Annotated in this window: 19 protein-coding genes and 1 tRNA gene; 3 read left to right on the plus strand and 17 right to left on the minus strand. The window is 62.9% G+C overall.

The window, feature by feature from the left end; translation table 11 throughout:
• The first annotated feature begins 677 nt into the window (after nt 1–677).
• Entirely contained in the window at nt 678–1,010 is a 333-nt protein-coding gene (locus tag LD110_RS07490) for a hypothetical protein (protein ID WP_225497885.1), read from the plus strand.
• 339 nt (nt 1,011–1,349) lie between these two features.
• Here LD110_RS07490 and LD110_RS07495 read toward each other — a convergent pair whose 3' ends face one another.
• The 3 genes from LD110_RS07495 to LD110_RS07505 form a co-directional block, all read right to left on the minus strand.
• The gene (locus tag LD110_RS07495; protein WP_225497886.1) at nt 1,350–2,039 is read right to left on the minus strand and encodes a nuclease-related domain-containing protein; all 690 of its coding nucleotides are present in this window, start codon (nt 2,037–2,039) and stop codon (nt 1,350–1,352) included.
• A gap of 737 nt (nt 2,040–2,776) precedes the next feature.
• Entirely contained in the window at nt 2,777–3,931 is a 1,155-nt protein-coding gene (locus LD110_RS07500) for a site-specific integrase (protein ID WP_225497887.1), read from the minus strand.
• Between the two features lie 85 nt (nt 3,932–4,016).
• Nucleotides 4,017–4,098: transfer RNA gene (locus tag LD110_RS07505), tRNA-Leu, on the minus strand.
• 215 nt (nt 4,099–4,313) lie between these two features.
• Here LD110_RS07505 and LD110_RS07510 point away from each other — a divergent pair.
• A complete protein-coding gene (locus LD110_RS07510; protein WP_225497888.1) occupies nt 4,314–4,919 on the plus strand; it encodes an ANTAR domain-containing response regulator in 606 nt (201 codons plus the stop codon).
• A 157-nt stretch (nt 4,920–5,076) separates the two neighbouring features.
• Here LD110_RS07510 and pyk read toward each other — a convergent pair whose 3' ends face one another.
• The 11 genes from pyk to hisI form a co-directional block, all read right to left on the minus strand.
• Nucleotides 5,077–6,576, minus strand: a complete 1,500-nt coding sequence (pyk, locus tag LD110_RS07515) for a pyruvate kinase (protein WP_225497889.1) — start codon at nt 6,574–6,576, stop codon at nt 5,077–5,079.
• A gap of 111 nt (nt 6,577–6,687) precedes the next feature.
• Nucleotides 6,688–8,145: a glutamate synthase subunit beta gene (locus LD110_RS07520; RefSeq protein ID WP_225497890.1), complete on the minus strand. Its 1,458-nt coding sequence runs from the start codon at nt 8,143–8,145 to the stop codon at nt 6,688–6,690.
• On the minus strand, nt 8,138–12,754 hold the full coding sequence (gene gltB / locus LD110_RS07525) for a glutamate synthase large subunit (RefSeq protein ID WP_225497891.1): 4,617 nt from the start codon (nt 12,752–12,754) through the stop codon (nt 8,138–8,140). Before gltB ends, LD110_RS07520 begins: the two co-directional genes overlap by 8 nt.
• A 396-nt stretch (nt 12,755–13,150) precedes the next feature.
• On the minus strand, nt 13,151–14,407 hold the full coding sequence (gene lgt, locus LD110_RS07530) for a prolipoprotein diacylglyceryl transferase (protein WP_225497892.1): 1,257 nt from the start codon (nt 14,405–14,407) through the stop codon (nt 13,151–13,153).
• A 3-nt stretch (nt 14,408–14,410) separates the two neighbouring features.
• Nucleotides 14,411–15,241 (minus strand): tryptophan synthase subunit alpha, encoded by an 831-nt coding sequence (gene trpA, locus LD110_RS07535; RefSeq protein ID WP_225497893.1) that lies wholly within the window; start codon nt 15,239–15,241, stop codon nt 14,411–14,413.
• On the minus strand, nt 15,241–16,605 hold the full coding sequence (gene trpB, locus LD110_RS07540; protein WP_225497894.1) for a tryptophan synthase subunit beta: 1,365 nt from the start codon (nt 16,603–16,605) through the stop codon (nt 15,241–15,243). Before trpB ends, trpA begins: the two co-directional genes overlap by 1 nt.
• A gap of 105 nt (nt 16,606–16,710) precedes the next feature.
• Nucleotides 16,711–17,529, minus strand: a complete 819-nt coding sequence (trpC, locus tag LD110_RS07545; RefSeq protein WP_225497895.1) for an indole-3-glycerol phosphate synthase TrpC — start codon at nt 17,527–17,529, stop codon at nt 16,711–16,713.
• A 2-nt stretch (nt 17,530–17,531) separates the two neighbouring features.
• Nucleotides 17,532–17,807 (minus strand): HGxxPAAW family protein, encoded by a 276-nt coding sequence (locus LD110_RS07550; RefSeq protein WP_225497896.1) that lies wholly within the window; start codon nt 17,805–17,807, stop codon nt 17,532–17,534.
• A gap of 114 nt (nt 17,808–17,921) precedes the next feature.
• Nucleotides 17,922–18,539 carry a Trp biosynthesis-associated membrane protein gene (locus LD110_RS07555; RefSeq protein ID WP_225497897.1) on the minus strand — a complete coding sequence of 206 codons (618 nt, stop codon included), beginning with the start codon at nt 18,537–18,539 and terminating at the stop codon, nt 17,922–17,924.
• The gene (locus LD110_RS07560; RefSeq protein ID WP_225497898.1) at nt 18,536–20,152 is read right to left on the minus strand and encodes an anthranilate synthase component I; all 1,617 of its coding nucleotides are present in this window, start codon (nt 20,150–20,152) and stop codon (nt 18,536–18,538) included. The genes LD110_RS07555 and LD110_RS07560 overlap by 4 nt, the downstream gene beginning before the upstream one ends.
• A 69-nt stretch (nt 20,153–20,221) precedes the next feature.
• Nucleotides 20,222–20,650, minus strand: a complete 429-nt coding sequence (hisI, locus tag LD110_RS07565) for a phosphoribosyl-AMP cyclohydrolase (protein WP_225497899.1) — start codon at nt 20,648–20,650, stop codon at nt 20,222–20,224.
• 89 nt (nt 20,651–20,739) lie between these two features.
• Here hisI and LD110_RS07570 point away from each other — a divergent pair, with 89 nt between their 5' ends.
• A complete protein-coding gene (locus LD110_RS07570) occupies nt 20,740–21,384 on the plus strand; it encodes a TIGR03085 family metal-binding protein (protein ID WP_225497900.1) in 645 nt (214 codons plus the stop codon).
• A gap of 91 nt (nt 21,385–21,475) precedes the next feature.
• Here LD110_RS07570 and hisF read toward each other — a convergent pair whose 3' ends face one another.
• The 3 genes from hisF to LD110_RS07585 form a co-directional block, all read right to left on the minus strand.
• Nucleotides 21,476–22,252, minus strand: a complete 777-nt coding sequence (gene hisF / locus LD110_RS07575; protein WP_225497901.1) for an imidazole glycerol phosphate synthase subunit HisF — start codon at nt 22,250–22,252, stop codon at nt 21,476–21,478.
• A gap of 54 nt (nt 22,253–22,306) precedes the next feature.
• The gene (gene hisG, locus LD110_RS07580; RefSeq protein WP_225497902.1) at nt 22,307–23,167 is read right to left on the minus strand and encodes an ATP phosphoribosyltransferase; all 861 of its coding nucleotides are present in this window, start codon (nt 23,165–23,167) and stop codon (nt 22,307–22,309) included.
• A 125-nt stretch (nt 23,168–23,292) separates the two neighbouring features.
• Nucleotides 23,293–23,556 (minus strand): phosphoribosyl-ATP diphosphatase, encoded by a 264-nt coding sequence (locus tag LD110_RS07585; protein ID WP_225497903.1) that lies wholly within the window; start codon nt 23,554–23,556, stop codon nt 23,293–23,295.
• Nucleotides 23,557–23,581: the final 25 nt, after the last annotated feature.

Raw genomic sequence — 23,581 nt, forward strand, 5'->3', positions numbered from 1 at the left:
ACTTGGCTGGCTCGAAGTAGTTTCCATGACGCTGAAGAAGCGACTCATGCAGTCATGTCCGTTTCAATTGGAGCGCCCATGAACAGCAAACCAACTAGTGAGTCTTGGGAGTTTCCATGGAGCTTGAATTCTTCGAACCAGCCGAAGCCGCAGCCCTCATGCGCTGCACAGAAGCATGGCTCCGCGAAGGAGCCTCCAGCGGTCGGTTTCCCCACGCGTGTTGGGGAAAGGGGAAGATCATATTCACCTCGGAACACATCCTAGAGATCGCTCGGTTAAGTGAGATCCTCCCCGGCGGCAATGGCACAACGAATTCCACCCCAGTCCAGTCCGGCTCCGCGGGAAGGCTGATCGGGACGCGAGCCAGAGCACGACTTGCTCCTGTAAATTGACCCTGTTCGAGTGAATTTGCCCGCAGTTCTGTACACCGGGCCCGATAGTGCGGATTCCCTGACGGGCGAACCCCAAGATGAGCAGGTACCTTCGACGACTCTTCCCGACGCGACGCTTGGCCGCGGATCGTGTGGATGCCCGACCAGTGCGAGTGGACAGCACCTCGGATTCGAAGTATGTTCCTGAACATGGTCCGCCGAGCTCGTGACGCCGAGATACCTAGGCGGCAGTGACTTACCTGCAACCCGCGGGATGGACGCTGCCGCAGGAACTCGGAGCGTCACATGTCCCGTACCGACAAGACCCAGCCGTTTCGCGTCCGCCTGTGGGACGGTACCCTGCGCCGCGTCGCTGTCCACGATCACCGTGACGGCATCTGCGACCTGCCCGCCAACGTCCAGGAGGACCGTAGGCAGGTCGTCACTAACGGCGGCTTCCTCCCCAATCGGTCCTGCCACTGGGAGTTCCAGTACACCGGCTCCAAGACATGCTGCTGCTCGGTCTGCCACGACGGAGACGGTCTGCGCCATGAACGTCGGGCGGAGCGTCATCGGAACCGCCGCGAGTTAGCCAATCTGCTGAAGTTGGCCCACCACGACTGGCGCAACATCGACTGACCGACCACTCAGCCGAGTTCGCATCGGATTCATTTCTGTGTCCCTTGAGACCGATATCGGCGCCACCCGCGCTTAAAGTGGGCCCAGCGTGTCTAACTACTGAGGAGGACATGCTGGGTCCGAACACCCGGAGATGCTGAACATCACCGGGCATGGTCCGTCCTCCAACACCGAAGTCCTAGCCGGCCGTTGACCGGACATCTTCGTATTTCCCTGAGCATTCTGTGTTTCGCTGCGAAAAGGTGTGGATATCAGCGGACCTTGGCAGCTTTGTGAGAGTCTAAGGGCGTCTTGGCGTCGGCGTTGAAGTTCAGCACTGGGGACTGCTGATGCTTGGCATCAAGCGGGTTTGAACCGTGAGGCCACCAACTTGTGCATCGCAGGGACGTCGATCTCGCCCGTAGTCTCCTGTACAAGCAGTTCGGTTAGCCGCTTCGGCCAGAGTACGTGAACGCCTTGCGTTGAGAACGAGCCACCGATGAGGGGCCAGTCGGCTTCGACGAAGCAAAGTGCCCCTGTCACCGGTGCATCGTGGAAGAGGTTCCGAACGGTGTCGACCTGTTTGAGCGCCCCATCGATCAACTTCGTGCAGTCGCGCCCGCCGACGAGGAACTTCTCGGTGCGTGGCCGAAGAATCCCGCCATCAATCTTCAGCTCGGGTCGCCCCTTGTACCGCTTAGCGTCAATCACCCAGATTCCGGCGGTAGTTATGGCGATGTGGTCGATGTTTGCCTTCGACCCGGGGATTCGTCGGTCGTGAAGGACTGCGATTCCATCGGTGGCTAGGGAATCGAGTCGGGCACCGAGGCGCTCCTCGCCGATGGCGCCTCGCTCCCAAGACTTGGTGCTCTGCCGCTCGTCCGAGAGGGCCACAGCGATGACGCCGATTGGCCCCCATTTCTTGCGGAGGTTTTCTTCATCCTTGGCCTTGCGACGCTCGTATTCACGTCGGGCCGATGATCCTGCTACTCCAGACTCGGTCCGCGACGACCCATCAGAAGGTGATTCGAGATCCGGCGCGGATTCCATGGCCCCTTGGAGGCACTCCAAGCAGGTGAGGGTCTTCGCCTCGCTCTCGTAGATCGCTTCCGTCCGGGCCGGAAGATATCTACCACATGCCCGGCACGTTCCGGGATACCGGAGACTCATCTGCTTCATGAGGATGCGCACTGGCTCATCGGCACGACGGCATCTCGCGCGTTCACAAGGATCTTCTTGGGCACGGGATCAGTCTGCCAACGGACACGCCCGCTGTGAAGGCATCAGAATCATGACCGTGGCGGAGAAGCCGCCACCGTATCCGTTACTCGCACGGAGCGTGCGACTCCCAACTCTAAGTCGCTGCCGGTGAGTTCTGTCAGGTATCCCTGCGTTGGCACGCCGCGAGCTAGGGATCCCCAACGCAACGCTCAGGAGCCCGCACCTCGTCCGAGCCATTCTACGGGTCATCATTGCGGCGTCCGCTAAAGGATGCATCACCAGGCAAGGTTGGAGCGCAGTCCAGAACAATTTTCCGGCGCGTGGCCATGCCTGAACATGACTCCGCAGCGGCGTTCGAGATCCCGCAATCGGACTTCTCAGGAACAAGTTCTGAGGAATCCTGCTGACCCCGCCCGCGCATGGAAGGTCACCGAATGTCCGTTGTCGCCATGGAAGACGGCTTCGGAGCCCGCTACCGTGATCGTGCCCGCCTGAAAACGGTTTCCCCAGCCCGGGGGCCGATTGCCTTGGCCGTCGTCTAAGGGGTGATCTAATTGTGTAGTGCCTCAAGCATCACCACGTAACGGTCGCAGCGGCACAAACCCCGACACCGACCGCTCCATCGCATCTGCCGTGGCCTGCAGGGCTTCCGGCATCAAGTGCCCGTAGACCTGCTCTGTCGTCCGAGTGGAAGTATGCCCGAGATGCCGCGAGATCGTGAACAGCGGAACCCCATCCTGGATTAGCCAAGACGCATGTGTGTGGCGCAGATCGTGTATGCGCGGCGACTTCGTCAGTCCATTGGCTTTCGCGGTCTTCACGGCCGGCAGCCAATAGTGCTGCCAGTACACCTGTTGAATGATCCGCCCACCTTTCGGCGTAGTGAACAGAAGATCTTTCCCCGGCCGACCGGCAACGAGCGGAATCAGCAGCTCCACTAGGGCGTGGTTGAGTCCGATAGTGCGCTTGCCGGCGCCAGTCTTTGTTGGGCCGATGTAGTACTGGTTCTGGCCGTCACGTTTCCAGGCCTTGTTTATCCGCGCTGTGGGCGGCTTGGAGAGCAAATCAACGTCCGCCACAGTTATTGCCGTGGCCTCTCCAAAGCGGGTTCCCGTCATTACGAGAAAGTTCGTAAAGGCCTTGTACCGCTCCGCCATGCCCTCAATAACCATGCTGAACTCGGCATGAGTGAGGAACATGGCTTCATCCTCAGGCTTTTGAAGGTTGGGGAGCTGTACGCCGCGGCAAGGATTGCGAGGGATATATTTCAACTGTTCGGCCGTATTCATGGCCGCCGAGATCAATCCGTGCACGTTGTGGATCGTCTTCGCTGAACGGCCCTTTGCCGTCATCGACTTCACCCAATGTGCTATATGCCGGTAGTCGAGCTTATCCACTGGGATGTGGCCGATCACGTCCCGCACATGAAGATCGAGCATCGTCTGATAAGTCCTGGTGGTTCCGCTCGAAGGGCGGATCAGCAGGTCGATGTGTTCCTGAATGACCTCCGCGACGGTCGGCACCAGCTTCGCATTGGTTAGGATTGCGTGCTGAGCGATTTCAAACGATTGGCCGTTGGCATCCAACAGCCGTCTGAGGGTCTCGGCCTCCACTTGCGTGGCCACCGTGAGGCCCTGCTGCTCGTGGGTGTTCGGGTCCCGCCAGCAAACCATGAAGGACGATGTACCGTCCTTTTTTGTCCGTTTGCGGATACTGGCCACATAAAAATGCTAGGCCCGTGTCAACAGATTTGGGGTTTTTGTCAACACCCAACCTTTAAACAGGCCCTGACCTGCCGAAACACTGTGCCCGAGGTGGGACTCGAACCCACACACCTTTCGATACCGCATTTTGAGTGCGGCGCGTCTGCCAATTCCGCCACTCGGGCATGTGCCGCTTCCGTCCGCGCTCCCCCAACCCCATGACCCGGAATCTGTGAGCAACGCGATCTGCCGCAGCACGCGAAACTACTCTACATGCAGATAGGCTGATTTACAGAAACGCACCCGCGCGGTGCCGCAAGGTGCGCTGCAATAAAGCGGTCGCAGTTGCGGGCCCAACTAAGATAGACGTGAACCCGCCGTATCGTAACAAGGAGATCCCGTGTCAGAACAGACGGAGTCAAAGCCCACTTCCCAGCCGGCGCGCCGCGTCGTGGTCGCCGAGGACGAGACCCTCATTCGCCTCGACATCATTGAAATCCTCAAGGGCGAAGGCTTCGACGTTGTAGGCGAGGCAGACAACGGCGAAAAGGCCGTTGTGCTGGCCAACGATCTCAAGCCGGACCTGGTCCTTATGGACGTGAAGATGCCCGTTATGGACGGTATCTCGGCCGCGGAAAAGATCGTCAAGGCGCGGATCGCCCCTGTTGTATTGCTCACTGCTTTCAGCCAGAAGGAACTTGTGGAACGCGCGCGTGACGCCGGCGCCATGGCGTACGTGGTGAAGCCGTTCACGCCGGCGGACCTGATCCCGGCCATCGAGATCGCCCTGTCCCGCCACGAGGAGATCAAGGCCCTCGAGAACGAGGTCAGCGACCTTCAGGAGCAGTTTGCCACCCGCAAGCTCGTGGAGCGCGCCAAGAGCCTCCTGACCACCAAGATGGGCCTTACCGAGCCTGAAGCCTTCCGCTGGATCCAGAAGACTTCCATGGACCGCCGCCTGAGTATGCGTGAGGTCGCCGAGACCATCATCAACCAGGTCAACTAGCAAACACGCAAGCCCCGGCCAGGTCGGTTCCACTGCCCAGCCGGGGCTTTGCTGTCTCCAGATTTCCGCAAACACAGCCGCGTGCACAGACGGCAAAAGAGAACAGGGAGGGGCCCTGCCGATCAGTCGGCAGGGCCCCTCCCTGTTCATCAAAGACTTACTCCTTAGGAGTCGTCTTCTTCTTCTTTTCCGGCCACGGGCCAAGCTTTTCCTTGACCGGGGCTTCGCCACTGCGCGAGGTATCGGCGAGGTCGCCCACCTTGTGCACCTTCAGCGAGTTGGTGGATCCGGCCTGTCCGGGAGGCGAACCGGCGGCGATGACCACCAGGTCACCGTCCTCGACAATGCCCATGTCCAGCAGGCTGCGGTCCACTTGTGCGGTCATCTCGTCGGTGTGCCCCACGGTGGGAACGAGCACCGGGCGGATGCCCCAGGTCAGAGCGAGCTGGTTCCACACGTTCTCCAGAGGAGTGAACGCAAAGACCGGCTTGATCGGGCGAAGACGGGAGAGGCGGCGTGCCGAGTCACCGGACTGAGTGAAGGTACAGATGTACTTCGCCTCTAGCTGGTCAGCAATTTCGACGGCGGCTCGGGTGATGGCACCACCGCGGGTGCGGGGCTTGGTGCCCAGCGGAGGAACGCGCTCCAGTCCGTGCTCTTCGGTGGACTCGATGATACGGGCCATGGTCTTGACCGTCTCGATCGGGAACTTGCCGACGCTGGTCTCGCCAGACAGCATAACGGCGTCCGCGCCGTCGAGGACGGCATTGGCGCAGTCCGATGCTTCTGCACGGGTGGGGCGCGGGTTGTCGATCATTGACTCGAGCACCTGGGTGGCAACGATGACCGGCTTGGCCCAGCGGCGGGCCAGCTCGATGGCACGCTTCTGAACGATCGGCACTTCCTCCAGCGGAAGCTCCACGCCGAGGTCGCCACGGGCCACCATGATCGCGTCGAACGCGTCGATGATCTCGTGGAGTTGGTCCACTGCCTGCGGCTTTTCAATCTTGGCGATGACCGGGACGCGGCGGCCTTCTTCGTCCATGATCTCGTGCACCCGCTTGATGTCGGTTGCGTCACGGACGAAGGACAGGGCGACGAGGTCCACGCCTCGGTTGATGGCCCAGCGCAGGTCGTCCTCGTCCTTCTCGCTCAGTGCGGGAACATTGACGGCAACGCCAGGCAGGTTGATGCCCTTGTTGTTGGAGACAAAGCCGGGAACGGTAACCTCGGCGACCACCTTGACGTCGTCGACCTCAATGGCACGCAGGGCGACCTTGCCGTCGTCGATCAGGAGCGTGTCGCCCACACGGACGTCTTCAGTGAGGCTCTTCAGCGTGGTGGAGCAGATCTCCTTGGTGCCGGGGACGTCTTCCGTGGTGATCGTGAAGATATCGCCGACTTCAAGGGCGTGCGGGCCATCCTCGAAACGTCCAAGGCGGATCTTGGGTCCCTGAAGGTCAGCCATGATCGCCACCGGCTTGTGCAGCTGGGCAGCAGCCTTGCGGACGTTCTTGTACGTGTTGTCGTGCACGGTGTAGTCGCCGTGGCTCATGTTCATGCGGGCCACGTCGACGCCAGCTTCCAGCACGGCCACGGTGTTGTCGTAGCTGGAAATTGCCGGTCCGAACGTGGCAACGATTTTCGCGCGTCTCATATACCTACCCTATTGGTGTGATGCTGGATTGAGCTTGCTTCAAAATGAACTTCCAATGTCCCCGCTCCGTCGTAAAGCACAACAAGCGCTCATCGGAACGGGGACGGGAAGTTATAGGACCGAGATGGCGCGGTCGGTCGGTGCTACAGGAGCAGGGAGAATGGTGTCGCCCATCAGGAATTTGTCCACAGCGGCAGCTGCGGCACGGCCTTCCGCGATGGCCCACACGATGAGGGACTGGCCACGACCGGCGTCGCCAGCCACGAACACACCCTCGGTGTTGGTCATGTAGTAGCCGTCGCGGGCCACGTTGCCACGGCCATCGAATTCGGCGTGGACCTGCTCGGTGATACCGGCGGGCTCGGCACCTGTGAAGCCGAGTGACAGGAACACCAGGTCCGCCGGGATAATGCGTTCCGTACCAGCCTTCGGGAGCCGCTTGCCGTCAACGAATTCAGTCTCGGCGACCTTTACGCCCGTGAGCTTTCCGTTCTCGCCGACAAACTCAACAGTCGAGGCAAGGTAGGTACGCTCGCCGCCCTCTTCGTGGGCGCTGGCGACCTCGAAGAGGTTCGGGAACATTGGCCACGGCTGGTGCGCCGCACGCTCCAAGGGAGGCTGCTTGCCAATTGCAAGTGTGGTCACGGAAGCGGCCTGCTGGCGGTGTGCGGTGCCGATGCAGTCAGCGCCGGTGTCGCCGCCACCGAGGATCACGACGTGCTTGCCGCGGGCATCGATGTGGTTGTCCGGGCTTTCTCCGGCCACCAGTCGGTTGGACGGAACCAGGTAGTCCATGGCGAAGTGGACGCCGTCCAGGTCGCGGCCCGGGATAGGCAGATCGCGCGGGACCGTGGCCCCGGTAGCGATGACAACCGCGTCATAACGACGACGGAGCTGCTCCCAGGTGACGTCCTTGCCCACGCTGACGCCGGTACGGAATCGCGTGCCTTCGGCCTTCATCTGCTCCAGGCGGCGGTCAACCTGTTCCTTCTCCATCTTGAAGTCGGGGATGCCGTAGCGCAGTAGGCCACCGATCTTGTCGTCACGCTCGTAGACGGCAACGGTGTGTCCCACGCGGGTCAGCTGCTGCGCGGCTGCGAGGCCGGCAGGGCCGGACCCGACGACGGCGACGGTCTTGCCCGTGAGGCGGGCGGGCGGCAGCGGCTCAACCCAGCCGTTCTCGAACGCCTCATCAATGATGGACACCTCCACCTGCTTGATGGTGACGGCGGGCTGGTTGATGCCCAGCACGCACGACGCCTCACAGGGTGCCGGGCACAAGCGGCCGGTCCACTCCGGGAAGTTGTTCGTGGCGTGCAGGCGCTCGATGGCTTCGTGGCCCTTGCCGCGCCACGTCAGGTCGTTCCACTCCGGGATGAGGTTACCCAAGGGGCAGCCCTGGTGGCAGAACGGAACACCGCAGTCCATGCAGCGGCCGGCCTGGCTCTTGAGCACGCCCTTGTCCTGGGCTTCGTAGACTTCCTTCCAGTCCATGATGCGGACTGGAACAGGACGCCGTGGCTGCGTTTCCCGCTGCCGTACTTTCAGAAAGCCGCGGGGATCAGCCACCGGTTACCTCCAGGATTCGAGACCATACTTCTTCGCCGTCGGGGTCCAGGCCCTCTTCGATGGCGTCGAGACGTGTTTGCAGGACAGCCGCGTAGTCACGCGGCAGTACCTTGGTGATGCGCGCAGCGGTGTCGTCGAAGTTGTCGAGCAGGCGCGCTGCCAGGGCGGAGTCGGTTTCCTCGACGTGCTTGACGAGGAGGCCGTGGACGATGTCGCGATCCTCGGCGTCCAGTTCCCGCAGTTGCAGTTCGCCGGACTCGAGTGCTTCCTTGTTCACGCGTTCCGTGCGCAGGTCCAGCACGTAGGCGGTTCCGCCGGACATGCCAGCGCCAAAGTTGCGGCCGGTCCGGCCGAGGATCAGCGTCTGGCCACCGGTCATGTATTCGCAACCGTGGTCACCAATGCCTTCGACGACGGCGGTGGCACCGGAGTTGCGGACCAGGAACCGTTCGCCAACCTGACCGCGCAGGAACAGCTCACCGCTGGTGGCGCCGTAGCCGATGACGTTGCCGGCAATGACGTTCTGTTCTGCCGGGAACACGTTGGTACGGTCCGGACGAACGATGATGCGTCCGCCGGAAAGGCCCTTGCCGACGTAGTCGTTGGAGTCGCCGTGCATGCGGAGGGTGATGCCCTGCGGCAGGAAGGCGCCGAGGGATTGCCCGGCCGTCCCGTTGAGCGTGACGTCGATGGTGTCCGTGGCCAGGTAGTCCGTGCCGAAGATCTTGGTGACCACGTGGCCGAGCATGGTGCCCACGGAACGATCGGTGTTGATCACGTCGAGTGAAATCTTCACCGGCGAGCGGTCGCTCAGCGCTTCGGCGGCCATGGTGATAAGCCGCTGGTCGAAGTGCTTGTCGAGCTCGTGGTTCTGACCGGTCAGGTTCCGCAACGGAACATCGTCGTCGAACTCCAGGCCGTGCAGGATCGGATCCAGATCCAGGCCGTCAGCCTTCCAGTGGTCGATCGCTTCACGGGAGTCAAGCACCTCGGCGTGGCCGATGGCCTCCTCGAGGCTGCGGAAACCAAGCTCGGCAAGCAGCTCGCGTACCTCTTCTGCCAGGAACTCGAAGAAGTTGACCACGAATTCAGGCTTGCCGGTGAAGCGGGAGCGCAGCTCCGGGTTCTGCGTGGCAACGCCAACTGGGCAGGTGTCCAAGTGGCAAACGCGCATCATGATACAGCCGGATACCACCAGCGGAGCAGTGGCGAAGCCATACTCCTCGGCGCCAAGCAGGGCAGCGATGACAACGTCCCGCCCGGTCTTCAGCTGACCGTCCACCTGAACCACAACGCGGTCACGCAGGCCATTGAGCATCAGTGTCTGCTGCGTCTCGGCGAGGCCGAGCTCCCACGGAACACCCGCGTGCTTCAGGGAGTTCAGCGGCGAGGCGCCGGTACCGCCGTCGTGACCGGAAACCAGTACGACGTCGGCCTTCGCCTTGGTCACGCCGGACGCGACGGTGCCGATGCCCACCTCGGAGACGAGCTTGACATGGACGCGGGCCGAAGGGTTGGCACGCTTGGCATCGTAGATGAGCTGCGCCAGATCCTCGATCGAGTAGATGTCGTGGTGCGGGGGCGGGGAAATGAGTCCAACACCGGGGGTCGAGTGACGCGTGCGGGCCACCCAGGGGTAAACCTTCTGCGCCATCAGCTGGCCACCCTCGCCTGGCTTCGCACCCTGCGCCATCTTGATCTGGATGTCTTCAGCGTTGGTCAGGTACAGGCTGGTGACGCCGAAGCGTCCCGAAGCGATCTGCTTGATTGCTGAACGGCGCTCCGGATCCAGGAGCCGGTCGATGTCCTCGCCACCTTCACCGGTGTTGGACTTGGCTCCCAGCCGGTTCATAGCGATAGCGAGGGTCTCGTGGGCTTCCTTGGAGATGGAGCCGTAGCTCATGGCACCCGTCGAGAAGCGCTTCACGATGGACGAAACGGGCTCGACTTCCTCAAGGGGAACGGCCGGACGGACTCCCGTCTTGAACTTGAGGAGCCCGCGCAGGGTCATCAAATTCTCGGACTGGTCGTCAACACCCTTGGTGTACGCCTTGAAGATGTCATAGCGGCGTTCGCGCGTGGAGTGCTGCAGGCGGAAGACCGTCTCCGGATTGAACAGGTGCGGTTCGCCGTCGCGGCGCCACTGGTATTCGCCGCCTCCGAGGAGTGGGCGGTGCGGCTGCTCGATGCCGTTTTCGGGGTATGCCATCTCATGCCGTGCCGACACTTCGGCCGCGATGACTTCCAGGCCAACGCCGCCGAGCTGTGAGTGCGTACCGGAGAAGAATTCGTCCACCAGTTCCTGGGACAGGCCCAGCGCCTCGAATGTCTGTGCTCCACAGTAGGACGCGACGGTGGAGATGCCCATCTTGGACATGATCTTCAGGACGCCCTTGCCCAGGCCCTTGATGAGGTTGTAGACGCCGTCCTCAGGGGTGACTCCGGTCACCTCGCCGGTCCGAATGAGCTGCTCAACGGACTCCATGGCCAGGTACGGGTTCACGGCCGAGGCACCGTAGCCCACCAGGACTGCGACGTGGTGCGTCTCGCGGACATCGCCAGCCTCCACCACAAGCGCGGTCTTCGTCCGGTTTGCGCTGCGAAGCAGGTGGTGGTGTACGGCGCTGACCAGCAGGAGGGACGGAATCGGGGCCCACTGGGCATTCGAGTCACGGTCGGACAGCACGATGTACTGCACGCCGCGGTTGATCGCGCCGGAAACCTGCTCGCAGATTTCGGTGAGGCGTGCACGCAGGGACGCCTCACCCCCTTCGGGGCGATAGAGGCCGCGCACCTTCATGGCGACCTTGTCGCCGTCGGCGTTTTCAATGTTGGCGATCTTGGCGAGCTGGTCGTTGTTGATGACCGGGAAAGGCACCGATACCTGCGGCTGGCGTACCTGCTTGGTGTCCAGGAGGTTTCCATTAGGGCCAATGGCGCAGGTCAGGGAAGTGACGAGCTCTTCGCGAATGGCATCCAGCGGCGGGTTGGTGACCTGCGCGAAGGACTGCACAAAGTAGTCGAACAGCAGGCGCGGGCGCTTGGACAGCACGGCAACAGGTGTGTCCGAACCCATGGCGCCCAGGGGCTCAGCGCCGGTGCGGGCCATCGGGCCCAGGAGGATCTTCAGCTCTTCGGTGGTGTAGCCGAAAGTGCGCTGACGGATGTTGACGGACGCGGCCGTGTGCACAACGTGTTCGCGCTCTGGGAGGCTCTTGAGGTCGATCAGATTGTCCTTGACCCACTCGGACCACGGGTTGGCGGATGCCACCTCGGCCTTGACCTCGGCGTCGTCGATGATGCGTCCGGCGTCCGTGTCTACCAGGAACATCTTGCCCGGGGACACGCGACCCTTCTTGACGACGTTGGCGGGTTCGACGTCGATGACGCCCACCTCGGACGCGAAGACCACCAAGCCGTCTTCCGTGATCCAGTAACGGCCGGGGCGCAGGCCGTTGCGGTCCAGGGTGGCGCCAACCAGGTTTCCGTCGGTGAAGGACACGGCGGCAGGGCCGTCCCAGGGCTCCATCAAAAGGGAGTGGTACTCGTAGAACGCCCGGCGAGCCGGATCCATGGTGGCGTGGTTCTCCCAGGCCTCAGGGATCATCATCATGATGGCGTGCGTGATGGGCCGGCCAGACAGCCACAGCAACTCGGCGACTTCGTCGAATGACGCGGAGTCTGAAGCGCCAGGGGTGCAGATCGGGTAGAGCTCTTCCGGGGTGTCTCCGAGCAGCGGGCTGGCCAGCTGGGACTGACGGGCGCGCATCCAGTTCCGGTTGCCCTTGACCGTATTGATCTCACCGTTGTGGGCAATGGTGCGGAACGGCTGGGCCAGCGGCCACGAAGGGAACGTGTTCGTGGAGAACCGGGAATGGACAATCGCGAGCTTTGTCTTGAAGCGCTTATCGGAAAGGTCCGGGTAAAACGGCTCCAGCTGCGCCGTGGTCAACATGCCCTTATACACGATGGTCCGAGAGGACAGCGAGGGGAAGTACACACCGTACTTGTTCTGGGCGCGCTTGCGGATGCGCCAAGCGCGGGAGTCCAACTCGTTGCGGTCCAGGGCCTCGCCCGTTGCGGACGCAAGGAACGGCTGGGAGAAGTAGGGCATGCAGGCGCGAGCCATGGCACCCACAAGGTCGGCCACAACCGGGACCTCACGCCAACCCAGCACAGTCAGGCCTTCATCGGCAGCGAGAGCCTCGATGCCGGCTTTCGCGGCGGCGGCCTCGCGCTCCTCGGCAGGCAGGAAGGCCGTACCCACGACGTACTGGCCTGGGGCGGGCAGCTCAAACTCCGTCACGGCGCGGAAGAACTCGTCCGGGATCTGCATGAGCAGGCCGGCACCGTCGCCCGTCCCCTCATCGGCGCCCACGGCGCCGCGGTGCTCAAGGTTGCGCAGCGCGGTCAAGGCGGCGTCGACAATGTCGTAGCCCGGCTCGCCGCGCAGCGTAGCGATGATTGCCAGGCCGCAGGCGTCCTTCTCCTTGTCCGGATTGTAGAGACCCTGTGCCTCTGGCAGCGCTGCAAAGCGCTTGAAAGGCGAGAGCGCAGCCGTGGCATGGTCCGATTCGAACCAGCTGGGGCCGTTAAGAGTTTGGGTCATGGGAGACGTCCTTCCTCCTGATCGTGCGTATGGAAGGGACAACGTTGGCCCCACCTTGTTTGCCGGTTGATGGGCACAACAAAGCGCTAGTAATTGGAAATTGTAGGCCAGGCGGCGCCGCGGAACGAAGAGTTACGCACGCCACTGGCCCAGGCTTGACCGGTCAGAAGCTGTCTGCTTCATGCCGGGCCTGCCCGGTTGCCACGACGCTGTGGATTTCGGGCCTTCCGAGCGGTTGCTCTGGTGCCCCTCTTGCCGAGGCTGGCATACATGGTGCCGCCAGCCTTCGACGCCGGGCCCAGCTGCGCTGCCTCCGGCACCGCCGGTGGCACTAGCCTCCGCTGAAGACTGGCTGCCGGCAGCGGGTTCCCCGCTGGATTCTGAACCGATGTCTCCTCAGTCAGAATCGCGGACTGGACCTTTTTGGTTATCTGGGAGGTTACCACGCGCACCACTATCTGAGACAGCCTGGTCCGGATCACGGACTGTGGTGCTGGTCACTCCAGAAGTGTCCTGGTCAGGCGCTACAGCGGCTGCCCGGCGGCCCCGAGGTCGTGCTGCCGATTCCTGAGACTGCTCATCCTCCCGACGGACATCGTTGTCATCGGCGCCCTCCGGGACTTCAGAGGCGTCTTCACGTGCCGCTGAACCGTCGGCCGATCCTGCTTCATCAGCCGATTCTGATGGCTCGGCCTTACCGTTGGACGATGGCACCGCTGCGGCACCCGCACCCTCTTCAGATCCTTCCGCTGGTTCCTTGCCCGGCAGGTAGGGAGTGTCCGGAACCGGACGACCCTTGAGGCCCAGGAGGAAGAAAACGACGAGTGCTACGACGAACACCAGAATGCTGGTCCACACGTTGAGGCGCGTGGTAAGGCCGAACAACGTAACCTGCTCGGCGTCATCGATGCGCAAGGCTTCGATCCAGACGCGGCCCAGGGTGTAGTAGACCGCGTATAGCCAAAACAGCTGGCCACGCCTGAAGTGGAAGCGACGGTCCAGCAGGAGGAGGATCGCCACGCCCACCAGGTTCCAGACGGACTCGTAAAGGAATGTGGGGTGGAAGAGCGTGCCCGCGGGCATCCCGGCGGGGAAGTTCGGGTTGGTGGGATCAATTTCCAGGCCCCAGGGCAACGTTGTGGGCGCACCAAAGAGTTCCTGGTTGAACCAGTTGCCCCAGCGTCCAATCGCCTGGGCCAGAAGCAGGCCAGGGGCCGCGGCGTCGATAAAGGCCGTTAGCTTGACGCCCGCACGGCGACAACCAATCCAGGCGCCGAGGGCACCAAGGACTACCGCGCCCCAGATGCCCAGGCCGCCGCGCTGGATCTGCGGAATCAGGGAGAGGTCGCCCGTCCCGTCAAAACCGGGCCCGAAGTAGGCATCCGGCGAGGAGAACACGTGATACAGACGACCGCCGACAATGCCAAAGGGAATGGCCCAAATTGCGATGTCCCACAGGCTTCCCTCTGGGGCCTTTCGGCTCTTCCAGCGGGCGCTCGTCAGCCAGAGGCCGACGATAATGCCGGCCAAAATGCACAGGGCGTAGGCGTGAATCCGCAACGCCCCCCACGGCAGCGGAATGTCGAAACCGGACCAGGACGGGCTCGGGATACTCAAGGGGGCAAGTGCTGCTGCGTGGAGGGCTGTCTGCACGGGCTAGGCCTCTTCCTGCGTGGTAGCGGCAGCGGCGGGCTTCTGCAGTCCGACGCTCAATTCCTTAGTGAGCTGCCCCACGGCGTCCACGCCGCCGTCGCGAATGGCCGCGACCAGCGCCGACCCAACAATAACGCCGTCCGCGTAGGAGGCAATCTCCCGAACATGTGACGCATTGGAGACGCCAAGGCCGACGCAGACCCGTTTCGCCCCGGCGGCATGGGTGTTGGCTACAAGTTGCTCGGCGCTGCTGCTGACTGCCGCGCGCGCACCCGTAACCCCCATGATGGAGACGGCGTAGACGAAGCCACGACTGGCCTCCACCGTCATGGCCAAGCGCTCGGGACTTGACGACGGGGCCACAAGGAACACCCGATCAAGACCATACTTATCCGACGCCGCAAACCATTCGGAAGCCTCATCCGGGATGAGGTCAGGGGTGATCAGTCCTGCTCCCCCGGCTTCGGCGAGGCGCCGTGAAAATTCGTCGACACCCATCCGAACCACTGGATTCCAGTACGTCATCACCAGCACGGCCACATCCGTAGCTTCGGTAATTCCGCGAACGACGTCGAAAACACTTGCAACCCGGAAGCCGTTTGCGATCGCCTCGGTAGTGGCAGCCTGGATGACAGGACCGTCCATCACCGGGTCCGAATACGGAATGCCGATTTCAATGAGGTCGGCTCCATTACGGGCCATGGCGATGCCGGCGTCGATGGTGGACTGCAGATCCGGGTAACCAGCGGGAAGGTAGCCAATAAGGGCCGCACGGCCCTCGCGGTGAGCGCGATCGATGGCAGCCGCGGACTTACTGGTGATCTGTTCCGACATCACTTCTGGACCTCGCTGGAGTCTGCGGCGGACCCCTGCGGGCCCTTGGGCTTGCGTGTGGACAGGGTAGTTCCCTTGACCTGGCCGTTCTCGTCAAGCATGTCGAACCACTCAGCGGCCGTCTGGACATCCTTATCGCCGCGGCCGGACAGGTTGACGATCACGATGGTGTCCGCAGGGTTTTCCTTCCCTTCCGTCAGGCTTCGGCCAACCCTCAAGGCACCGGCCAAGGCGTGCGAAGACTCGATGGCCGGGATGATGCCCTCGGTGCGGCACAGCAGCCGGAAGGCGTCCATGGCTTCGGCATCCGTGACGGGCTGGTAGCTGACGCGGCCAATGTCGGCGAGGTAGGAGTGTTCCGGACCAACGCCCGGGTAATCCAGACCGGCTGAAATGGAGTGCGATTCAATAGTCTGGCCATCCTCGTCCTGCATGAGGTAGGAACGGGCACCATGCAGCACTCCAGGGCGTCCCAGGGTGATGGTCGCAGCATGACGTCCTGTCTCGACGCCCTCTCCCCCAGCTTCGAAACCGAAAATCTTGACGCTTGGGTCGTCCAGGAAGCCATGGAAAATGCCGATTGCGTTGGAACCGCCGCCGATGCAGGCGCACACTGCGTCCGGCAGGCGGCCTGTCTGTTCCAGGATCTGGGCGCGGGCTTCCTCGCCGATTACCTCGTGGAAGAAGCGGACCATGGCCGGGAACGGATGTGCACCCGCCGCAGTGCCTAGCAGGTAGTGGGTGTCGTGGACGTTGGTCACCCAGTCCCGCAGCGCGTCATTGATGGCGTCCTTCAGCGTCTGTGAGCCGTTGGTCACAGGGATGACAGTGGCTCCAAGCAACTGCATCCGCGCAACGTTGAGCGCCTGGCGCCGACAGTCCTCGGCACCCATGTACACCACGCATTCAAGGCCCAGCAGTGCGGCCGCTGTGGCGCTGGCGACACCGTGCTGCCCGGCACCGGTTTCGGCGATAACCCGCGTTTTGCCCATGCGCTTGGCGAGCAGCGCCTGGCCAAGGACGTTGTTGATCTTGTGTGAACCGGTGTGGTTGAGATCCTCCCGCTTGAGGAAGATCCTCGCGCCCCCCGCATGCTCGGAGAAGCGCTTGGCCTCCGTCAGCAGCGACGGCCGGCCGGAGTAGTTCTTGTTGAGCTCGTGCAGCTGGGCGATGAATTCTGGATCAGCCTTGGCCTTCTCGAACGTGTCCTCGAGCTCATCCAATGCAGCGATGAGGGACTCAGGCATCCAGCGGCCACCGTAGGAGCCGAAGTAGGGACCCGGGGCGTGACGCAAAGACGCCCCACCCTGCAGGAATGCCTCGGCAGCGTTTTCTCCTGTGCTGGCCGCCTGCGCGTCCACCATCAGTCTCACCATCCTGTTCCAGTTTGGTTTGCTGGGATGACCAGCGTTTTGGGATTTCCATTGCCGCAAGGCAGGAGGGGGCGCCGTTGGCACCCCCTCCTCATTTCAGTTCCTGACGGCTATGGCAGCGGCACCCGCCGCCTTGAATTCATTGATGCGTTCCCGCGGCGTTGCGTCACTCACCAGTGCCTCGCCCACAAGGATGGCGTTGGCACCGCTGGCGGCGTAGCCTGCCACATCCTCAGCGTTCCGTACACCGGATTCGGCGACAATCACGGCTTCGGCAGGGATCTGGTCGGCAAGTGCCGCGAAAAGTGAGCGGTCGACGTCGAGCGTCTTGAGGTTGCGTACGTTGACGCCGATGATGCGGGCTTGGGCTGCGACGGCGCGTTCGATTTCCTCCGGGGTATGCGTCTCCACGAGCACATTCATGCCAAGCTCATGGCTTAGCTCGGAGAAGTCACGGAGTTGGGCATCGGAAAGTGCCGCGACAATGAGCAGGATGAGGTCAGCGCCGTGGGCGCGCGCTTCCCAGATCTGGTACTCGTCCACAGTAAAGTCCTTGCGGAGTACCGGGATGTCGACGGCGGCACGCACCGCGTCGAGGTCGGCGAGTGTTCCGTTGAAGCGCCGCTGCTCCGTAAGGACGCTGATCACCGACGCGCCCCCCTCGGCGTATTGCCGGGCCAGTTCGGCGGGGTCGGCTATGCCTGCCAGATGACCTTTGGAGGGGCTCCGGCGCTTGATCTCGGCGATGACCTTCAGTTCCTCGCGACGGGACGACGGACCGCCGAGTGCCGTCCACGCGTCGCGGGCAGGCGGCACATGCGCTACTCGCTCTTGGAGTTCAGCCAGGGTGACAAGGCCCCGGCGGGCCTCCATATCCTCCTTGACACCGACAATGATGTCATCCAGGACTGTCACGACTAGTGGCCGGAGTTCTTCAGCTTGCTGCCGCCGACGCCGAAACCGGCCTTACGCATGGCCCAACCCACAATGAGGCCAGCCACAATCACAACGGCACCTGCGACGAAGATCGGAGTGTTGGCGATCACGAAGGCGATGGAGGAAATCAGCGCACCGACCAGCATAACGATCACGCAGGTCCACGCCGCCGGGCTGTTGCCGTGGCCCAGGTCGGTACCGTGGGTTTCGGGGGCGGTGGCAGGTGCCTTGGATGCGGACACAGTGGTTTTGCTCATGGAAGTCTCCTCGGAATCAATGCTGCTTACATTCTGCCATTTATTGGGAGCCTCCCCGACATCGGGATATGCCGGATGTCCGCGGAATGCGTCCCTGCGACGAATCGCCGCCGTTTACGTTGGGTCCTCACCGCGCGTCAGGCGGTCCCAGCTGTCAATTTCGTCAACCGGTCCCGACGCCTTCCTGCCACGGAGAGCGGAGGTTTCGTACTTGGTGCGGGATCTCCAGTGCCTGCCGGCCGGGACTATCAGTAGGGCCACTGCCGCGAGGAGCCCTGCAGCGACAATTGCCAACACCGGGTATGCGGTGGCTGTAGCGTTCGATTGTCCGCCCGAGACGCCGGTGACGGCTGCGATGGAACCCTGCGCCGCAGCGAGCGGATTTGCCAGCACGGTAGCAGCTGCCACGGCAATGCCAGCGGCTGCGAAAACCACAATGCCGGAAATAATCCATCGCGACACCCGACCTGCGATTGACGCAGCGAGTGCCCCCGCCACCGCAACTACAGCAAGCGCTGTCACGGCAGTCGCCGCCTTGCTGCCCTGGACCTGGAGCTCTCCCCCCGCGACTGCGGCCGAATCCACATGCACAACGATCCAGCTTTGCGTGGTGGTACCGAAGACCGCAACGGCCAGTAGCGCGGCGAGCAGCACCAGGGTGGACTTGCGTGCCCAAAGGGGGACTGACGGCTTGTGCGGCCCTGTGTGGACGTCACTTGGCGTATCGGTCATCGAGCGGTGGTCCCGCCGTCGTCGATTGTGTCCGCCAAGGCCTCTGGCGAGACCGCCCGGGTGGCTGCCGGCACGGAGTCTGCGGTGATGTTGTGCAGCGACGCGGCGGTGTGGACCGCACGCAGCGGAGCTGCCGCCTTGTTCACCGTTTCCAGTGCTTCGGCGGGTTTGTTGGAGTCCGCAACGATGCCGCCACCGGCCTGAACGTAGGCCCGTCCTTCGCGGAGCAGTGCGGAGCGGATAGCAATTGCCATGTCCATGTCGCCCGCGAAATCAAGGTACCCAACGACCCCGCCATATACGCCCCGACGATGCGGTTCCAGCTCGTCCAAAAGCCGAAGGGCTCGGGGCTTCGGCGCACCCGACAGCGTTCCCGCCGGGAAGGTGGCCTTCAAGACGTCGTATGCCTTGGCTTCCGGGGACAGTTCACCAACCACCGTCGACACCAGGTGCATGATGTGGCTAAATCGCTCCACCTCCATGAACTGGGTCACGTCCACGGTGCCGGCCACGCAGACTTTGGAGAGGTCGTTGCGGGAAAGGTCGACAAGCATAAGGTGCTCGGCGCGTTCCTTCTGGTCGGCGAGCAACTCTTCCGCCAAAGCCTTATCCGCTTCCACCGTCTTCCCACGCGGGCGTGAGCCGGCAATCGGATGCGTAATGACCTCGCCTCCTGTGACGGTGACAAGGGCTTCCGGAGAAGAGCCGACAATGGAGTACTGACGGCCGTCCGCATCCTCCAGGCTGAAAATGTACATGTAAGGGCTGGGGTTGGTGTTCCGCAGCACGCGGTACACGTCGAGCGGATCGGCCGGGCAGTCCATCTCGAACCGGCGCGAGATCACCACCTGGAACACTTCGCCGTCCACGATGGCTTCCTTGCCACGGTCAATGGCCTCAAGGTACTTCTGCTCGTCCCAGCGCTCCTGCACGCTCGAGGCGAAATCCAGGACGGAGTTGTCCAGCACCGAAACTGGCTGCTCCACAGGCGTGCTGATACGTGTCAGCAGCGACTTCACCCTTGACACGGCGTCATGCCACGCCTGGTCGACGCGTTCGGAGCTGTTGTCGAAGTTGATCGCGTTGGCGATCAGCAGGACTGTGCCGTCCACGTTGTCGTGCACGGCCATGTCTGTGACGAGGTTAAGCGCCAGTTCCGGCAGCTGCAGGTCGTCTTCCGGCGGACTGGTGAGCTTCTCCCAGTGCCGCACCGACTCCCAGCCAAGGAAGCCGACAAGCCCGGATGTGAAGGGCGGCAATCCCTCGAAGCGGTCCGTCTGCAGGGCTGCCACGGTGTCGCGAACAGCCTCTACTGGGTTGCCGTCAACGGGCACGCCGACAGGAGGCGCGCCGATCCAGTGGGCCTGGCCATCCTTGGTTGTCAGCGTGGCGCGGGAACGTGCTCCGATGAAGGACCAGCGTGACCATGAGCCTCCAACGGCCGCGGACTCCATGAGGAACGTACCGGGCTGACCCTGGGCGAGCTTGCGGTACAAGCCGATGGGTGTCTCGGCGTCCGCCAGTACTTTCAGCCGAACGGGGATTACGCGGCTGTGGACTGCGAGTTCGCGGAACTCTTCCAGGCCCGGGGTGATGATGCCAAGGTCCTGCATGGCTGTTGTTCTCCGCCTTTTCGAGGATGCTGGGTGGATGGTCGTGCCGGTTTAGCCTTCCGGGCCGGCTCAGTCCCGGTGGCCTTCGACGACGGCATAGCTGCGGTCATCAAAGCAAGTGCGGGTTCCCGTGTGGCAGGCTGCGCCTACCTGGTCCACACGGACCAGCAGGGCGTCGCCGTCGCAGTCAAGGGACACAGATTTGACCCACTGGACGTGCCCTGAGGTGTCGCCCTTGCGCCAATACTCCTGGCGGGACCGCGAGTAGAAGGTGACCCGCCCCGTGGTCATGGTCCGGTGGAGGGCTTCGTCATCCATCCAGCCGAGCATCAAAACCTCGTTCGTGTCGTACTGCTGGATGATCGCGGCTACGAGGCCGGCAGCGTCCCGCTTTAGGGCATCGGCGACCTCCGTCGGGAGGGGGCTTTCAGTGGCACCCTGCAGGTACACGGCGGGCGGTGGAGAGAGCGGTGGAGTGGGGACGGGCTGTTCAGACATCAGACCAAGTCTAGTGCCTCCCGGGGGACGCAAATTCAGCGGCGGTTCCAGTGCGCAACTGCTTGGCTGTCGTGCTAGTTTCACAAGTGATGCATTTCGTCGATCCTTCCCGCGAAGTACTGGCCGAAACCCTCCTCGCCGCCGGTCCTGACTCCCCCACGCTCTGCGAAGGGTGGCTCACCCGGGATCTTGCCGCGCACCTCTTCCTGAGGGAACGCAAAGCAGCTGTAGGGATCGGACTTCTCGTCAAAAGCCTGGGCAAGGCATCGGACAAGGCCACCGCCAAGCTGGCGGCCAAATTGAAGACGAACGACGACTACGCGGAACTCGTCAACGCCTTCCGGGCGGGTCCTCCTCCGTTGTCGCCGATGAAGATCAAGGCGTTGGACGAGTCGTCCAACCTGATCGAATACTTTGTGCACACCGAGGACATCCGCCGGGCAGTGGATCGCTGGGCTCCGCGCGCCCTGGACGAAGCATATTCTGACGCGCTCTGGGACGAGTTGATCAAGCGGGCCGCCATCTTGTATCGCGGGGTGGATCTCGGCATCGTACTGGTGCGCCCTTCAGGGCCCCGGCACGTGGCGAAACGCGCTCCCGTGTCCGTAGCCATCGTGGGCGAGCCGGGCGAGCTCCTGATGCATGCCCACGGCCGCACCGGCCACGCCCTGGTCACTTTCGAAGGCCAGCCCGACGCCGTCGCGTTGTTGCAGTCGGCAGAAATCGGCCTATAGCAGGCAGCTAGGGCCCAAGTCGCCTGAACATACGTGAATGGCCCGCCAAGTGCATACGCACCGGCGGGCCATTTCTTTCAGCTCGGTCTTCCTAGCGGACCGCGAAGCCGGCTTCGCGGATCGCGTCCTTGACCTGGGCGATCATGTCGTCCGGCCCAAAGTGGAACATTGACGCCGCCAGCACAGCATCGGCGCCAGCTTTGATGGCCGGCGGGAAGTGGGCAGGAATTCCGGCGCCACCGGAGGCGATGATCGGAACGTTCACTGCACCCCGGACCAGCCGGATCAGTTCAAGGTCAAAGCCGTCCTTGGTGCCGTCCGCATCAATGGAGTTCAGCAGGATTTCGCCAACGCCCCGGGCAGCAGCCTCCTTGGCCCATGCCACCGCATCGATGCCGGTACCCTGGCGTCCGCCGTAAGTGGTGACTTCGAACCCTGACGGCGTTGGTGCATCACCAGGCCGTGTACGGCGGGCGTCGACGGAGAGGACAAGCACCTGGGAGCCGAAATGACGGGTGATTTCATCGATGACGTCTGGCCGGGCCACCGCAGCCGTATTGATGGAAGCCTTGTCCGCCCCGAAGCGGAGCAGCTTGTCGACTTCCGCGACACCTCGGACGCCGCCGCCTACGGTCAACGGGATAAACACTTCCTCGGCGGTGCGGCGGACGACGTCGAAAGTTGTTTCCCTGTTGCCGGACGATGCCGTGACGTCGAGGAAGGTCAGTTCGTCGGCGCCCGCATTGTCATAGCGGTGGGCAAGCTGCACGGGGTCACCGGCGTCGCGAAGGCCCTGGAAATTGACGCCCTTGACCACTCGGCCCGCGTCCACGTCCAGGCACGGAATGACGCGTACGGCAACAGCCATCAAAAACTCCTCTGGTTTTGCGGTGGGCCCACTGGGAATGGGCGATTTCGGAGGTCAGATACGGCAGGCGTGGATGCTGCTGACAAGGATCGCGCGGGCACCGAGGTCGTACAGTTCGTCCATAATGCGGTTGGTTTCCTTTTTCGGAACCATCGAGCGGACAGCCACCCATTCGGAGTCACGCAGTGGGGAGACTGTGGGCGACTCCAGGCCGGGGGTCAGCGCGGCAGCGTCCTCCACCAGGTCCTTCCGGATGTCGTAGTCCATCAGCACATACTGGCGCGCCACAAGCACTCCCTGCAGGCGCCGAATGAGCACTTCAATTTCCTTGACCGTCCCGTTCGCCGCGCCACCCTGGCCTGTACGGCGGATGAGCACAGCCTCAGACTTGAGGATCGGCTCGCCGAAGATTTCCATGCCTGCGGCTTTGAGGGTGTTGCCGGTCTCGACCACGTCGGCAATGGCGTCCGCGACGCCCAGTCGCACGGAGGACTCCACGGCACCATCCAGCCGGACTACCTTTGCAGAGATGCCCCGCTCGGCAAGGTAGCCGCGGAGCAAGCCGTCGTAGCTGGTGGCGATGCGCTTTCCGGCAAGCTGTTCGACGCCGGCGAAGTCACCGACGGGTCCGGCGAACCGGAATGTGGATGCAGCAAAACCGAGCGGCAGCAATTCTTCTGCCTCGACCTCCGCATCCAGCAGCAGGTCACGGCCGGTGATGCCGACGTCGAGGGTTCCTTGTCCGACGTAAACGGCGATGTCGCGGGGACGGAGGAAGAAAAACTCGATGTCGTTGTCCGGGTCCACCATCACCAGTTCGCGGCTGTCACGCCGCTGGCGGTAACCCGCCTCGGACAACATGGCCGAGGCGGCTTCGGACAGGGATCCCTTGTTGGGGACGGCTACTCGCAGCATTTGGGGTCTTTCTGGGTTGGATTGGTTTCAGTCTGGGACAGGCACACGGCCACGCTGGCACCCATGTCCGGCTTGTTGCCAAGTTCGCGGCTTTCGTCGGCGTCGCGGCGAACTGGGTGGCGTGGCTACAGATGCTTGTAGACGTCTGCCAGGCTGAGGCCCTTTGCGAGCATGAGGACCTGCAGGTGGTAAAGCAGCTGGGAGATTTCCTCGGCAGCGGCTTCGTCTGATTCGTACTCTGCAGCCATCCAGACTTCAGCTGCTTCCTCCACGACTTTCTTGCCGATGCCGTGGATTCCGGACTCCAATTCGGCGACGGTGCGGGAGCCCGCCGGTCGGGTGGCGGCCTTCTCGCTAAGTTCTGCGAACAGCGTCTCGAAATTCTTCACGCCCTCAAGACTACTTGCTCACGAG

Origin of the sequence: Arthrobacter sp. M4 (assembly GCF_020251205.1) — a bacterium.
Lineage (GTDB): Bacteria > Actinomycetota > Actinomycetes > Actinomycetales > Micrococcaceae > Arthrobacter.